15 protein-coding genes are annotated in these 14,890 nt (G+C 66.3%); 7 read left to right on the top strand and 8 right to left on the bottom strand.

All coding sequences use genetic code 11. The features are described from left to right. Positions 1 to 46: 46 nt before the first annotated feature. From FM104_RS15710 to FM104_RS15680, 8 genes are all read right to left on the bottom strand, one after another. Positions 47 to 637: a DUF5134 domain-containing protein gene (locus FM104_RS15710; protein ID WP_051216734.1), complete on the bottom strand. Its 591-nt coding sequence runs from the start codon at positions 635 to 637 to the stop codon at positions 47 to 49. A gap of 119 nt (positions 638 to 756) precedes the next feature. After that, positions 757 to 930 carry a hypothetical protein gene (locus tag FM104_RS16600; RefSeq protein ID WP_157560608.1) on the bottom strand — a complete coding sequence of 58 codons (174 nt, stop codon included), beginning with the start codon at positions 928 to 930 and terminating at the stop codon, positions 757 to 759. 26 nt (positions 931 to 956) lie between these two features. Then, positions 957 to 3,212 carry a heavy metal translocating P-type ATPase gene (locus FM104_RS15705; protein ID WP_086990901.1) on the bottom strand — a complete coding sequence of 752 codons (2,256 nt, stop codon included), beginning with the start codon at positions 3,210 to 3,212 and terminating at the stop codon, positions 957 to 959. Next, the gene (locus FM104_RS15700) at positions 3,209 to 5,197 is read right to left on the bottom strand and encodes a cytochrome c oxidase assembly protein (RefSeq protein WP_179206836.1); all 1,989 of its coding nucleotides are present in this window, start codon (positions 5,195 to 5,197) and stop codon (positions 3,209 to 3,211) included. The genes FM104_RS15705 and FM104_RS15700 overlap by 4 nt, the downstream gene beginning before the upstream one ends. Before the next feature lie 70 nt (positions 5,198 to 5,267). Further along, the gene (locus FM104_RS15695; RefSeq protein ID WP_086990903.1) at positions 5,268 to 5,495 is read right to left on the bottom strand and encodes a heavy-metal-associated domain-containing protein; all 228 of its coding nucleotides are present in this window, start codon (positions 5,493 to 5,495) and stop codon (positions 5,268 to 5,270) included. Between the two features lie 77 nt (positions 5,496 to 5,572). Further along, positions 5,573 to 6,379 carry a M56 family metallopeptidase gene (locus FM104_RS15690; RefSeq protein ID WP_029153849.1) on the bottom strand — a complete coding sequence of 269 codons (807 nt, stop codon included), beginning with the start codon at positions 6,377 to 6,379 and terminating at the stop codon, positions 5,573 to 5,575. Positions 6,380 to 6,383: 4 nt separating this feature from the next. Continuing rightward, complete coding sequence (locus FM104_RS15685; protein WP_087133157.1) at positions 6,384 to 6,767, bottom strand: BlaI/MecI/CopY family transcriptional regulator; 384 nt, start codon at positions 6,765 to 6,767, stop codon at positions 6,384 to 6,386. Between the two features lie 56 nt (positions 6,768 to 6,823). Next, positions 6,824 to 7,810: a GlxA family transcriptional regulator gene (locus tag FM104_RS15680; RefSeq protein ID WP_036323205.1), complete on the bottom strand. Its 987-nt coding sequence runs from the start codon at positions 7,808 to 7,810 to the stop codon at positions 6,824 to 6,826. A 126-nt stretch (positions 7,811 to 7,936) separates the two neighbouring features. On the opposite strand from FM104_RS15680, the gene FM104_RS15675 reads away from it, so the two are divergent. The 7 genes from FM104_RS15675 to FM104_RS15640 form a co-directional block, all read left to right on the top strand. Then, on the top strand, positions 7,937 to 8,959 hold the full coding sequence (locus FM104_RS15675; protein ID WP_159456873.1) for an ABC transporter substrate-binding protein: 1,023 nt from the start codon (positions 7,937 to 7,939) through the stop codon (positions 8,957 to 8,959). Beyond that, positions 8,956 to 10,014 carry a FecCD family ABC transporter permease gene (locus FM104_RS15670; RefSeq protein WP_084644361.1) on the top strand — a complete coding sequence of 353 codons (1,059 nt, stop codon included), beginning with the start codon at positions 8,956 to 8,958 and terminating at the stop codon, positions 10,012 to 10,014. The genes FM104_RS15675 and FM104_RS15670 overlap by 4 nt, the downstream gene beginning before the upstream one ends. Continuing rightward, positions 10,011 to 10,808 (top strand): ABC transporter ATP-binding protein, encoded by a 798-nt coding sequence (locus FM104_RS15665; RefSeq protein WP_029153844.1) that lies wholly within the window; start codon positions 10,011 to 10,013, stop codon positions 10,806 to 10,808. The genes FM104_RS15670 and FM104_RS15665 overlap by 4 nt, the downstream gene beginning before the upstream one ends. Beyond that, positions 10,805 to 11,635, top strand: coding sequence for a DJ-1/PfpI family protein (locus FM104_RS15660; protein ID WP_086990907.1), 831 nt, complete (start codon positions 10,805 to 10,807; stop codon positions 11,633 to 11,635). The genes FM104_RS15665 and FM104_RS15660 overlap by 4 nt, the downstream gene beginning before the upstream one ends. A gap of 198 nt (positions 11,636 to 11,833) precedes the next feature. After that, on the top strand, positions 11,834 to 12,142 hold the full coding sequence (locus FM104_RS16815; protein WP_234988384.1) for an NUDIX domain-containing protein: 309 nt from the start codon (positions 11,834 to 11,836) through the stop codon (positions 12,140 to 12,142). Between the two features lie 168 nt (positions 12,143 to 12,310). Continuing rightward, positions 12,311 to 13,987 carry a MobF family relaxase gene (gene mobF / locus FM104_RS15650; protein WP_256971704.1) on the top strand — a complete coding sequence of 559 codons (1,677 nt, stop codon included), beginning with the start codon at positions 12,311 to 12,313 and terminating at the stop codon, positions 13,985 to 13,987. A gap of 676 nt (positions 13,988 to 14,663) precedes the next feature. Continuing rightward, on the top strand, positions 14,664 to 14,890 hold a 227-nt coding region (locus FM104_RS15640), incomplete at its 3' end, for a hypothetical protein (RefSeq protein ID WP_143738476.1).

The following is a 14,890-nucleotide window of genomic DNA, read 5'->3' as shown; positions in this document are numbered from 1 at the left end:
TGGCCCGCCGGCAGGAGCGGCGGATTGATGGTGGTGTTGAGGGTTTTTAGCCGGTGATCATCGGCCAGCACATCGCTGCCATGCCGAAGCTCATGAGAGTCCCGGAAGCGACGTCGCCGGTGTGTCCGAGCCAGGTCGTGCGACCGCGCAGGCAGCGGATGAGCTCGACGAGAAAAAGGACGCCGGATGTCGTCAGCGCCGCGGTGATGGCAACCCCTGTCAGGGCGGCCCACGGCTCGAGTCCGCCATGGTGGTGGGCATGCATCGTGGCGTCGGTTCCGGAAGGCATCGCGAGGATCATCCAGACCATCGCGAGCATCATGCCCGCGTGTGCCACCTGATGCCACGCGCTGTGTCCGCCCACGGCAGCCCGGGTGATGCGACGCCGCGTCTGGAGGAGCACGATCGCACCGAACCAGGCCGTGCCGGCCGAGAAGAAGAGCGTCTGCGGGAGTGGCGGCAGTACGGTCCACCACGGCCAGCACATGGCGATCATCACGAGGCTCATCACCAGGTGCAGAGCGTTGCCCACGATGAGCAGCGGCTTGCGGTCTGTGAAGAGTCGCAGTGTTGCGTAGGCGGCGGTCGCGGAGAAGGCGAGTGTCAGCGTCCATTGGAGCACCGGGTCAGACAGCATGCCACACACCTTATCTCTACAACATGTAGTAGCTACATTAGCGGGGTGGCGATCGCGAGGTCAAAGCGCCTGCGCACAGCGTCTCCCCGGGTGAGCCGGCTCGGGCTCCCGCGAGGGCGCTACCGCCTGCGCAGGCGTTCGACGCCTTTGCGCACCCGAAAGGCAACGGAGTCCCATTCGTCGCGCAGGGTGGGATCTGAGAGCTGTGGGGGCCGTGGCGGTGTGGTGAGGGCGATCCAGAGCACGAGGAGGTAGAGCGTCGCGGCAAGGGACAGCGGCAGGAAGAACTCCATCGGGGTATCTGTCTTCTGGCTTTCTCCTACCGGGTGCTGCGCACGCGCTGGATGCGGAGGCTGTTGTAGACGACGAGGACGGAGGACAGGGACATCGCGGCGGCGGCGATGAGGGGGTTCAGGAACCCGGCAGCAGCGATCGGGATCGCGGCGATGTTGTATCCGAAGGCCCAGCCGAGGTTGGTGCGGATGGTGCGGAGGGTCTTGCGGGAGATCGCGATCGCATCCGGGATGACGTGGAGGTCGTCGCGGACGAGGATGATGTCCGCGGCTTTGAGGGCGATGTCGGTGCCGGACACGAGCGCGAGCCCGAGGTCCGCGGTGGCGAGGGCGATGGCGTCGTTGATGCCGTCGCCGACCATCGCGACCTTTTCTCCGGCTGCTTGGAGTTCGCGGACGACGTCTGCTTTCTGGGCAGGGGCGACGCCGGCGTGGACGCGTTCGATGCCGAGTTCGGCCGCGATGCGAGCACCGGCAGCGGGGCTGTCGCCGGTGAGGAGCACGGTGGTGAGGTTCTGGGCGTGCAGCGCTGTGATGGCGTCCGCGGCGCCGGGCTTGATGGTGTCGGCGAGGGCAAGGAGCCCGATCAGCTGCCCGTCGCGAGCGACGAGAGCGACGGTGTGCCCGTGCTCGTGGGCGTCCGCGAGCGCTGCGGCCGCCGGGGTGAGGTCGATGCCGTGCTCGCGGAGCAGGTCGGCGTTCCCGACGAGGAGGGTGCTCCCTGTGATGCGGGCGGTAGCACCGAGGCCGGGGAGGGCGGTGAAGTCCTCCAACGGGTGAAGGTCGGTGACGTGGGCGCGGGCGGCGTCCTGGATGGCGTGCGCGATCGCATGCTCGGAACCCTGCTCCACAGAGGCTGCGAGACGCCACAGTTCGTGATCGGCGATTCCGAAGGGGGTCGCGGTTTCGACGGTCATGCGTCCGGTGGTGAGGGTTCCGGTCTTGTCGAGGACGACGGTGGTGATGGTGCCGGAGGCTTCGAGGGCGTCGTGGCCTTTGATGAGGATGCCGAGGGTCGCGGCCCGTCCGATCCCGACCATGAGTGCGGTCGGCGTTGCGAGCCCGAGTGCGCAGGGGCAGGCGATGATGAGGACGCTGATCCCGATGCCGAACGCCTGCGCGAACGGGGTGCCGGTGAATGTCCAGGCGACGGTGACGATGATCGCGAGGGTGATGACGGCGGGGACGAACCAGGTGACGATGCGGTCGACGAGGTTCTGCACTCGCGCTTTGCGGGCCTGGGCCTGCTCGGTGAGGGCGGCCATCTGCGCGAGCTGGGTGTTGGCGCCGACCGAGGTCGTGGTCACCTCCAGGCGACCGTCGGTGCTGATCGTCCCGCCGGTCACCGCGGCTCCGGGGCCGACGGGCACGGGGACGGGTTCCCCGGTCATCATGCTCGCATCCACCGCGGCCGTGCCCGCGTGGACGATGCCATCGGCGGGGATCGTCTCACCCGGAAGGACGACGAAGGTGTCGCCGACGCGGAGTGCGGTTGCGGGTTCGATCGTCTCGACGCCGTCGCTAACGACCCGGACGTGAGTGGCGGCGAGGGCGTTCAGAGCGCCGAGGACATCGCCGGCTTTGCGGCGGGAACGGGTCTCGAAGTACCGGCCGGCGAGTTGAAAGGTCGTCATTCCGGCGGCGACGTCCAGATAGATGGAGTCGGCGCCTGCGGGGGTGACGCCGAAGCCGAGCCAGTAGCTGGCGGCTTCGGTGGTGCCGAACCCGAGCAGCAGGGTGAGGATCGCCCATCCGAAGGAGGCGGCGATGCCGAGGGAGACGAGGGTGTCCATGCTGACTGCGCCGTGGCGCAGGTTGCGGAGCGTGGCCCGGTGGAATGGCCACGCGGCCCAGGTCACGATCGGCAGGGCCATCAGCACGCATACCCATTCCCAGCAGGGGAACCGCCACCCGGGGACGAGGGCGAGAACGATAGTGATGTCCATCAGCGGGACAGTGAGCAGCGCGGACACAGCCAGGCGACGCCGGAGGGAGGAGATCCGTACCTCGGTGGCGCGCGTCGACCAGGTGTCGTCGCTGCCCTCGCGTAGGTGCGCACCGTATCCGGCGTTCTCGACCTGACGGATCGCCGTGGGCACCTCGCTGTCGGGAAGGCCGGTGATGATGGCGCGTTCGGTGGCGTAGTTGACGCTCGCCGTCACACCATCGAGCTTGCCCAGTGCGCGCTCGACGCGTCCCGCGCAGGCGGCGCAGGTCATCCCGGAGATGTCGAGCTCTACCGGGGTGAGATCCACCGGTGTGGTGGTGTCCGTGGTCGTCATGAGTGGGTGTCCTCTCGGACGGTCGGTCGGGGGCCGGGTCGGGTGGCGTCGCGGTCGGCGAGGCGCTGGAGCATCTGGTTGTAGGCGTCGTACTCGTCGTCGCGGCCGGTGTCGAGGTGCCGGTCCTTACGGCGGGCACCTGTGGCGTCTTGCCGGCTCCACTGGATGGCGAGTGCGACGATGACGATCATCAGCGGGATCTCCCCGCCCGCCCACGCGACGCCGCCGCCAAGGTATTGCTGGGCCTGCAGGTCGGCCCAGGGCAGGTCGAGGTAGCGGTAGAAGGTCTCGGCGATGATCACATGGCTGGTCATCAGGATCACGCCGAAGAACGCATGGAACGGCATCGCCGCCAGCACATACCCGAGCTTGCCGATATGCGGGAGAGGCCGTGGGGGCCGGTCGACGCCGATGATGAGACTGTAGTAGAGGTAGCCGACGATGAGGAAGTGCAGGTTCATGAGCTGGTGCGCCCAGTGGAACCGCATGTAGTCGCCGAAGATGCCCGTGAGATACAGGCCGTAGTAGGAGCCGACGAAGACCACGAACACGATCAGCGGGTTGTAGAGGAACTGCAGCACCCGCCAGTGCAGCACCCACGTGATCCAGTCGTGCAAGCCCGCCGGTTTCGTCCGGTCCGAGCGGGATGCCCGTAGCAGCAGTGTGACGACGCCTCCGAGGACGAGAAGCCCCGGGGCGAGCATGTTCAGCGACATATGCACGATCATGTGCACCCCGAAATCCGGGGCCGAGTACTTCCCGAACCCAGAGCTCGTGGCGACGACCACAACCGTCCACCCGCCGATCCACGCGGCCGTCCGCCCGAGAGGCCACCGATCACCCCGGCGGTGCAACGTGCGCACAGCGACCAGGTAGACGATGATCGCCGCCGCGGCGATACCCAGGAACAGCAGGTTCGGACGCCACTGCCCGAACAACACACCGAGCGTCGGAGCGTCAGGGACCTCGAAGCCCATGAAGACCTGCTCGATGCTCGTCGGCACGAAGTACTGCGGCGGCGGCTGCCTCGTCATCGCCACACCGACCCCGGTCCACCCCGCCACCGCCACGGCCGCCAGGGAGAGGAGCCCGGTGATGTGCCCGGCCCGCAGCTTTCCTCGCCGGGCGAGGATCGCGGCGACGACAAACACCACCGTGATGACGACCAGGCAGGCGAAGCCAGCGAGAATCAGCCACCCGGTCAGCGAGGCGGCGATATCGCCACCAGCGAGCTTGAACACGGCGATGATCACATCGGAGACGACGATGACGGGAAGCGCGACGACCCCGATCCGGAACAGTCGCCGCAAAGTCAGCGGCGAGACAAGCCGCCCGGAGACCACGCGCATGACGGCGACCAGTGCCGCCCCGAAGAACGCGTTCACAGCGATGGTCTGGAAGATCGCCGCGTCACTGCCGAAGTCATGATCGGGGCCCACGAGCACTTGCCCAGACACGACAGGGGCGAGCACCGCGATTCCGGTCGCCCACAACGGGATCATCAGGCCCGTCCACCGTTCCGAGAAGAACGAGACGAAGAAAACGATCAACGCCGCCAGGAAACTGATCGTCCACGCCTTCGGCGCATAGCTCGCCTCCCACAGGAACGGCAACGCGCTGGGCGTCGCCAGGCGCGCCAACGGAGTGCCATTGGAATCAAGAGCCTCGAAGACCACCAGCGCACCTGCGCACACGGCCCATGCCCCCGAAGCGATGCGCAGCACCGTGATCTCGAAACCCTCCGAGAGATAGCGCGCCGTGCGGGCAGGCGCATCCCTCAGGAACAACAGATGCACCAGCGCACCACTGGTCACCAAGGTGGCGAGCTGCGCGCCGGAGAGCAGACTGGTGGTGATCACAGCCACATCGACGCCCGGATATCCGACATGTAGAAGGTCATACGGTGCTTCGCCGAGCATGACCGCCACGACAATCGGGAAGGCGATGAGCGCGAGGGCGGCTCCGCCGATTAGAAGCGCGGCCACCGCAGTCAAGGGTTTACGCACTCGAGGATCCGGCATGGGCGCGGACGCTGCAGTGGTGGCCGCGATGGTGTCAGACATCCACCACTGCGGGCCAGGACCGCACCGTGTAGCCGGCATCATCGACAGCCGACTCCACCACAATCAGATCAAGGGGCCTCTCGTGGGCGAGAAGAACGCGACCGGAAGCGGCATCCACCTGGACATCGACGACACCCGAGAGCGCGGAAAGCTCGGCCGTAACAGCGCGCTCGCAGTGCTCGCAGGTCATCCCGTTCACCCAGAACTCGAACTCGGCCATGACTACTCCTCCTGACACCCAACCACTCCGATAACTCTACATCGTGTCGTAGACAAGGGTGGCCGGTGCCGGCGAGGTCAGGCGCGTGCGAGGGCTGCGGCGCGCTGGCTCCGCGGCTTCTTCCAGCGGCGGAGGGTGAGCCGGTCTGCGCGAAGCTCAAGGCCGGGATCGGCCGTGTTATGCCCCATCGTCGCGAGGGCGTTGGCGAGGTGGACGGCACCGGCGCGACGAGCGGCTGCATCGTCCGCGATGAGTTCGATCAACAGGAGAGTGGCCCGCTTGAGCGCTCGCCCGGCCGGGAACCGCTTGGGCAAGCAGAGCGCGTTGATCTCAGCAATTCGCACCGCCCACCCGTGATGCTGACGCAGATGAGCACGCTCATGCTCGATCACGGCACGAAGCTGCGGGTCGCTCAACAGCTCCTTGAGCGCGGTAGAGAGGAAGATCTCTGGCTCCCCAGAAGGCACCGCACACGCCACCGGCTCCTCGGAATCGAACCACACGAGGGTGACACCATGCGAGTGCTCGCGGGAGACTGCCACCGGGGCGAAGCGTCCGACCGCCTCCCGCCACGAGTCGGCGAGCGGCTCCGCGGACGCGGAGACAAGAGCGATCACCGCGGCCAGCACACCCAGGCTCAACCAGCCAACGAGCGTCAGCACCAGCGCTTCACCTGAACTCGCAGGATTCACCCCGCCGACGGCACCCAGCAGTGCAATAGCGGCGGAGGTCACCGCGAATCCGATTCCAGCGAAGAAAGCGCAGAACCACAGCGTCAGAGCGGTCCGTGGGCGGCGCACCTGCCACCGGCCCGCCGTCAACATGAGAGGCGAGAACAGCAGAATGAGCACCGCTGCGGCGAGGAAGGAGCCGGTGGCGATCAACGGCTCACCTGCGCTTGCGGGAAGTCTTGCCGGTGATCGCGCCGCGGAGCAGATCGAGGTCCTCCTCGGCGAGGTTCCCGGCGAACTGCAATAGAGCAGCCTGCCGGTCTCCGGCTCCATCGAGGGCGGTCATCATCGACCGGCCGACATGCTCGTCCCCGCTTCGCGCCGCACGGAAGCGAACCTTCCGCGGAGAGTCGCCGGAGCGGACGACATCGCCCTTCTTCTGCAAACGCTCCAGCGCCGTCATCAACGTCGCATACGCAGGAACGTGACCCGTGAACACCGCCTGAATATCACGGGCGCTCAACGGCTCGGACGCCTCCCAGAGGATGCGCATGACGGTGCCCTCGAGCTCCCCTCGTTCACGCGTGCGCTCACCCGCCATCTGCCACCTCCACTCTGCATGTCAATCGATCATCAAATCTACATCACGTCGTAGGCTCAAGGTGAAGCAACGCCTGCTCGGGCGTGGGTAAACGCCTTTCGATACTCGCGCGGGCTGGTTCCCGTAGCGCGGCGGAAGTGCTGACGGAAGTTCGCGGGGCTGCCGAGGCCGCACAGGCTGCTGATGTATTCGATGGTCCAGTCGGTGGACTCCAGTAGCTCGCGAGCGTGGTCGATGCGTGCACTGTTGAGCCATCGGATGGGCGTGGCGCCCAGTTCTTCGGTGAATCGCCGCTCGAATGTTCGCCGCGGAATCCTGGCGTGAGCGGCGAGATCGGCGACGGTCAGCGGCTCGTGAAGGCGCCCCAGCGCCCACTCCTGAGTGCGACCGATATCTCCGGAGGCCACCGCGGCCACCGGCCGGCGGATGAACTGGGCCTGTCCCCCGTCGCGATAGGGGGCGGCGACGATGGTGCGGGCGATGTCGTTGGCGACGGCGGCGCCGCGGTCTGATCGCAGGAGGTGCAGGCAGAGATCGATGCCGCTAACGACTCCCGCCGAGGTGAGGACGTCGCCTGAGTCCACGAAGAGCACGCCGGGGTCAATCTCTGCTACGGGATAGCGGCAGGAGAGCTCGTCCGCGTGGCACCAGTGGGTGGTGGCGCGTTTGCCGTCGAGCAATCCTGCTGCGGCGAGAGCGAAAGCGCCGGTGCAGATGGAGGCGATGCGTGCGCCGTTGCCGTGTGCAGCGCGCAGCGCTTCAGCGACGTCGTCCGGCACGCTGTCGAGGAAACCGCGGAAAGCGGGCACGATCACCGTGTCCGCGACGGCGACGGCGTCGAGTCCGAGCTCGACCACGATCGGCCACCCGTGATCCGTCGGCACGAGGCCTGCCTGGCGTCCGCACAGGACGACGTCGTAAGCCAAGTGCGGTGCCCCAAACACGACGAAAGGCATGCATATTTCCAGCGGCATCATGTGCTCCAGCGCGAGCACCGCGATGCGATGCCGCTGCGTGACCGCGGCGGTTTGCGCGTGCGACATGGCGGAAATCTATCCTTCCCGGCGGTTCCTGCCTCTGTTGTCCTGGTGGTTCCTTCGGGACAATTGATATCTCTACAACATGTAGATTCTATCGTTCCGGCCTGTCCGGACGCAGGACAGGACGTCATGACCAGGATTCACAGCGCAACAACCGTCGCAGCAGCCGCTCTCCTCCTCGCCCTCGCAGGATGCTCGGCGTCATCGCCAGCCCCGTCCTCATTGGCGGATGCGGAGACACCATCATCGGAGGCGGGGTATCCCGTGTCGATCGAGAACTGCGGGAGGACGTTGACCTTCGACGCTGCACCCGAGCATGTCGTGAGCCTGTGGCAGGCGCCGACCGAGATGATGCTAGCCCTGGGCCTCGGCGACCATCTCGTCGCCCGGGCCGGCGACTACGCGGCGTACCCCGCCTCGTTGGCGGAAGAGGCGGAAGAGATCCCGTCGATCGGATCGGCCATGGGGTGGCCGTCGAAGGAGGTGCTGCTCAGCGAGGGTGCCGATCTCGTGCTTGGTCAGTCGCTGGAAGGCTACGCGTTCGACACGTCCCAGGGATATGCGTCGGTGGAGCAGATCGAGAATAGCGGAGCACAGGTCTACGGGGCGAATATCTGCGACGCCGACGGTGGGGACGCCATCGCGATGACCCTGGACACCCCCATCGATACGCTGCGCGATCTGGGGGTTATCTTCGGCGTCAGCGACCGGGCAGAAGAGCTCATCGCAGATCTCGAGCAGGACAAGCAGACCGTCATCGACGCCGTCGAAGGAAAAGACACCGTGGAAGTCGCCTTCTACAACGGCGGCGAGGGCCCGCTCATCGTGCTCGCAGGCGGCATCTACGACGACGCCATCGAGACGGCAGGCGGCCGAAACGTGTTCCCTGCGGACTCCGTCTACGTCAGCAAGGAGGACTTCGCCGCTTCAGACGCGGAGGTCGTCCTCGTCGGAACCTTCGAGGGACAGGACTACGACACCCTCCGCGCCTACCTTGAGCAGACATTCCCCGACCTTCCAGCGGTGCAGGCCGGGAATCTCGTGGAGATCCCCGTCGATGACACCGACGCATCCGTGACCGTGATGCGAGGACTGACCGAGATCGCGAACGCCCTGCACTCGGAGCTGGAACTGACGGTTCCCGCGCCGTGACGCGAACCGAATCCGTGATCGGTGCACCGCATCGGCCACGGATCGCTGTCGGCGTGTTCATCCTCGCCTCCGTTGCCGCCCTGATCCTCTCGGTCGGCGTCGGTTCGGTGACGGTGTCGCCGGATCGGATCATTACCGTCATCGCCGATCATCTGTTGCCCTGGACTATCCCGACCTCGGCGACGGACATCGAGACGCGCATCATCTGGGAGTTCCGCCTTCCGCGGGCACTGCTGGGTTTCGTCGTCGGTGCGGCGCTCGCTGTCGCCGGTGCTGTCTTGCAGGCTGTCGTCCGCAACCCGCTCGCCGACCCGTTCGTCTTCGGTGTCTCCTCCGGGGCCTCGGTCGCGGCGGTGGCGACGTTGACGCTCGCGACCGGGGCTCTCGCGGTCGTCTCGGTGCCGATCGCCGCGTTCGCCGGCGCACTGGCGACAACGTTGATCGTCTTCCTCCTCGCGCAGCAGCGCGGGCGAGTGACGCCGAACCGGCTCGTGCTCGCGGGCGTTGCGATGTCCTATCTGCTGAGCTCGATCACCAGCTACCTCGTGCTGCGGGCCAGCTCACCCGGGGAAGGAGTGACGTCCGTGCTCTCCTGGCTCTCCGGTAGCCTCGCCGCCGCGGAATGGGACGGCCTCGGGCTCCCTTCAGCGGTGCTCGTGATCACAATCGCCGTTCTCGTTCTGCTCGCCCGCGTTTTGAACGCGTTTCTCGTCGGAGACGAGACTGCGGCAAGTCTCGGTATCGATGTCGGACGGGTCCGCCTCGTCCTGTTCGTCATCACGTCTCTTCTGGTCGGCGTCGTTGTCGCCGTCAGCGGGGCAATCGGATTCGTGGGCCTTGTCGTGCCCCACGCCATGCGCATGATCGTCGGCTCGGATCACCGCTGGCTGCTTCCCAGCTCTGCTCTAGCGGGAGGCCTGCTGCTGGTCGTGGTGGACATCGTTGCCCGGACCGTCCTCGCCCCGACGGAGCTTCCTGTCGGGCTGCTCACCGCGGCGATCGGAGCACCGTTCTTCCTGTGGCTGCTGCGCCGGTCCGGACGGAGCGCGACATGAATCAGCCAGACCGCACAGTAGGTGCCCGGCTCGACGTTGAAGGTGTGAGCGTGCAGGTCGCCGGACGGCGCATCATCGACCGGGTCTCCCTCACCGCGGACGCAGAGGTGGTCGGGCTCGTCGGACCGAACGGGAGCGGCAAATCCACCCTCCTCAGAACGATCTATCGCATGCTCTCACCGACATCCGGGCGTGTCGTCGCGGACGGAGACGAAGTTTGGCAGATGCGTGCACGAGATGCCGCCCGCATTACCGCAGCTGTCGTTCAGGACGGTCCGACAGATCTCGAGCTCACCGTCGCAGAATGCGTCGCGACCGGCCGGGTGCCCCATGGCCGTCTCCTCGGCGCCGACAGCCGGGACGATCGCGCTGCAATCGAACACGCGATGTCCGTCACGAACGTCACCAACTTCGCAGCGCGACCGGTCGCAACCCTCTCCGGAGGGGAGCGGCAACGGGTGCACCTCGCACGCGCCCTCGCGCAGCAGCCGCGAATCCTCGTGCTCGACGAGCCCACGAACCATCTCGACATCCGACACCAGCTCGAACTCCTCGCCCTCGTCCGCGATCTCCGCATCACCATCCTGGTGACGCTGCACGACCTCAACCTCGCGGCCGCCTACTGCGACCGCATCGCCGTCCTCTCCAACGGCGTCGTCGCTGCCGACGGGACACCCCAGGACGTCTTCACCCCTGAACTGCTGCGTCGCGTCTTCGGGGTCACCGCGGCCACGATCACCAACCCTCTGACCGGCCGCACCCAGCTTGTCTACACCGATAGGAGCACACCATGACCGATACACACGACAACCTCCACCGTGACTGGGACGCCATGCACCACGACCAGCCCTCGATGGCTACAGATGCAACGCGCGACACGGAAGTTCAGGCCGCGTGGGACCGTTCCGTCGCCGCACACGAAGCGCTCGCTGCCCGACCCGGCGTCACCTTCCAGGCAGACGAAGAGATCGTCATCGTCCTGCACCCCGGGTTCGACACCCTCGACGCAATCGGCCCACACTACTTCCTCAGCTCCATGCTCGGCGCAACCATCCATCTCGCCACAACCGGCGAACCCGGAGCGCCAGTCGTTAGTGCGGGCGGGCTCCCGCTGACGCCGACGATCGCGCTGGCAGACGTCGCCGACGCGCCGACCGTGCTCCTCGTACCCGGCGGAGACACCAGTGTCCTGACCAACGACCCTCACGCGATGACCGATATTCGTCGCCTGGGATACGCGGCGCAGGTCGTCGCGAGCGTTTGCACCGGCGCCATCGCCCTCGCCGCCGCCGGCCTCCTCCACGGGAGGCGAGCTACCTCACACTGGTCTGTCCGCCACCTCCTCGCCGGCTATGGGGCAACGCCTATCGACGAGAGAGTCGTCGTCGACGGGAACGTTATGACTGCCGCGGGCGTCACCGCCGGCATGGACCTCGCCTTACGCCTGGTCGGACGTCTTCGAGGTGACGAGTACGCGCAGTTCCTTGAACTCGGAGCGGAGTACGCACCAGAACCACCATTCGGCACAGGCACACCGGGCAAAGCCGGAACTGAACTCACCGCACTCGCGCAAGACTTCTTCGCCACCGTCGAACACGGACTACGCGCACCGGCTACTTAGAACCCTGAAACGCCCTGAAGCCAGAGCCGCCTAACGTCCGTAGAGCGCGCCCATACACCACCGCGAACCCGCTTCTCTGTTGAATGCGCGGAGGCTACAGCGGTCGCCGTAGATAGGGGATGTCAGTAACGCTGTGGTCCCAGGTGATCGGGTTCGCCTAAGCACGGGCCGCAGCGGGAGCTGGCTAAGGTCGAGAGCATGGATGGGATCGTGCTCGCGGTAAGTGCCGTCGTCGTTGACGCACAAGGACGCGTGCTGCTCGTCAAACGTGGTACAGAGCCGGAGAAGGGCTGTTGGTCGGTCCCAGGAGGCAGCGTCGATCCGGGTGAGATGCTGGCGGAATGCGCCGCGCGGGAAGCGTTCGAAGAAACCGGGCTGCACGTCCAGATCATCCGAGAACTGTGGGTGGCAACCGTACCAACCGGCGACGGACATCAGTTCGAGATTCATGATTTCCTGACGACGCCCGCTGGGTCGCGCCCGACGAGCTCCACCGTCTCCCGCTGACCACCGGACTCGTCGGCTATCTGGAACGAGCAGGACTCATCCCGACAACCTGGGCCGCGCCCATAAGTCCAACTCACTCAGCCAGCCCGGACAAGGCACTCCGTCTTCGGCACGGCCTGGCGGAGGGCCGTCGCGTACCTATCGGGTGTGACGGTGTCGATCAGGGTGATGACCGCCGGTGATGGATACCGGTACCTGCTGAACTCCGTCGTCACCGGCGACGGGGACCGTGACGCCGCCTCTGCGTTGACGAGGTACTACCTGGAATCGGGAACACCTCCAGGCGCATGGATCGGGTCTGGACTTGTCGGTCTTTCAGGCGGCGTGACGGCGGGCGCGACGGTGACCGAGGAGCAGTTGCGGCAGTTGATGGGTTACGGGCAGGACCCGAACAACGGCGAGCAATTGGGGCGTCCGTACCGGACGTTCGCAACCGCAACGGAACGGGTCGAGCGTCGTCTCAAGAAACTCTCGGACTCACTCACCGACGAGGAGCGTGCGACCCAGACCACGCTGATCGAGGCCGAAGAAGCGGCAAAGCCGACGGACGCGCCGGTGGCGGGGTTCGATTTGACGTTCTCGGTGCCGAAGTCCGTCTCCACCCTGTGGGCGGTTGCCGACGGTGGCACGCAGGCGCTGATCACCCAGGCCCACCACGCCGCGATCCACGATGTGATCGCCCTGATCGAGCGAGACGTCGCGATGACCCGGATCGGTGCGAAAGGACCGCGGGGCGCAGTAGCCCAGGTCGAAGTACAAGGCGTAATCGCGACTGCATACGACCACTACGACTCCCGTGCGGCGGATCCGCAGCTGCACACGCATGTGGTGGTCGCGAACCGGGTCCAGGCCGTTCATGACGGGAAGTGGCGGACCCTTGACTCTCGCGCGATTCATGCGGCGGTGACGGGGTTGTCGGAGCATTACAACGCGGTCCTCTCCGATCACCTCACAGCGATGCTCGGGGTGGGGTGGGAGGCGCGGGAGCGTGGTGTGGGGCGGTCGACGGCGTGGGAGATCGCCGGTGTGCCGCAGGCGCTGATGGACGCGTTCTCTTCCCGCACCCGTGATATCGAGCAGGTCAAGGACCGCCTCGTCGCCGAGCACGTGGTCAAGCATGGGAGGCAGCCGTCTCCGAAGTTGTTGTGGCAGTTCCGGCAACAGGCCACGTTGGAGACACGGCCTCCGAAGCAGCACCACTCTCTGAGCGACCTAACCGCCCAGTGGCGGGAACGTGCCACCGAGCTGCTCGGGGAGGATGCTCCGACGTGGGCCACAACGCTCCTGTCCAGGAGTGCCGGGGAGCCGTTGTTGCGCGCGGACGACATCCCATTGGGGGATCTCGAGCAGGTTGCCGAGGTGGTGGTGGCGCGGGTGGGTGATCGTCGGGCGACGTGGAAACGATGGAATCTGCATGCGGAGGCTGTCCGGCAGACGATGGGACTCCGGTTCGCGTCTGCGACCGACCGCGACCACATCACTCACCAGATCGTCGACGCCGCAGAACGAGTGTCGCTGCGTCTGACACCGCCGGAGCTCGCGTCGAGCCCGCCGACATTCCGCCGCCCAGACGGGTCCAGTAGGTTCCGCCCGAAGGCCGCGACTGTGTTCTCTTCCGAACAGGTCCTCGCTGCCGAAGACCGTCTCCTGGACGCGTCGAACGACAGGTCTGCGCCGACGGTGCCGCTCATGTGGATTGAGCAGGCCGCGCGGACGAAGAACCGCGACGGGAATGTGTTGTCGCCGGATCAGGAGCGGGCGATCGCGAAGATCGGCGTCTCCGCCCGCACCCTCGACGTATTGGTCGGTCCGGCAGGGACGGGGAATACCACATGTCGTAGTTGACGCCACTATTTTCTGACGGGAGCTAGTACGCACAGCTTGACAGACGCGCTGAGCGCAGAGGTAGATGCGTCGGTGGACATACTGGAGGATTTGATCGACGCGAAAGTCCTCAGCGGGTTCACCGTCCGCTCGGTGATCGGTTCGCTGCGGTTGGGTTGGACACCTATTCGGATGTCGCGATGGCCAGGGTGCTGGTGGCGATGGTAAGCAAGTCCTCCGCCGACACCGCTCGTCGTTTGGCGAGGGAGACGAAGCAGCAGGCCATCGAGGGTGCGTGGCATGGGGCAGGGTGCCGTTCGGGTACCGCGCAGAAAACGGCGCCCTCGTCATCGACCCGATCACCGGACCGCTGGTGGCCGAGGCGCGCCCCACCAGCATCTAGAACGCGAGCGAGGATGCATGGCGGTTGCGAGAACCGCACGGCATACCTTAGTCTGATAAAGGTTAGGTAACCCTAACCTGGGAACGTCGTAAGGCGGGAACGGGTTCGGGCAGCTGACCGCCCGAGGTCGGGACTCTACCCAGATTCGAGTGACGGAGCGAGCGCCCTCCCTACCAAGAAGCAGCGCCCGCTCCTGACCGCCGGCCTCGGGCTGACACGCGCCGTTGGCGCGCCTGAAGACAGCGCGGCCGTGCGGTCACGCTGATTCTACTCCACGAAGGAATCACGAATCACATGGCAGAAACAGTATTCGCTGCGCCGCCCGTCGGGGCCCGCAGCGCGCAGAGAAGACAACGGCTACTCAGTCTCGCCGCCACGGCAGCGCTCTCACTCGGCAGCGTGGTCGCGATGCCAGCCGTCGCGCAGGCCGCGGAGACGCCGTCGTTCACGACACAGGTGACGGAGGTCCCCGATGAGCGGATCGACATCGCGATCGAGGGCACCGGGTACGGCGACGTCCA

Origin of the sequence: Microbacterium esteraromaticum (assembly GCF_900163815.1) — a bacterium.
Classification (GTDB): domain Bacteria; phylum Actinomycetota; class Actinomycetes; order Actinomycetales; family Microbacteriaceae; genus Microbacterium; species Microbacterium esteraromaticum_B.
The sequence above is the reverse complement of the archived record's forward strand: the minus strand, read 5'-3'. Positions and strand labels throughout refer to the sequence as shown.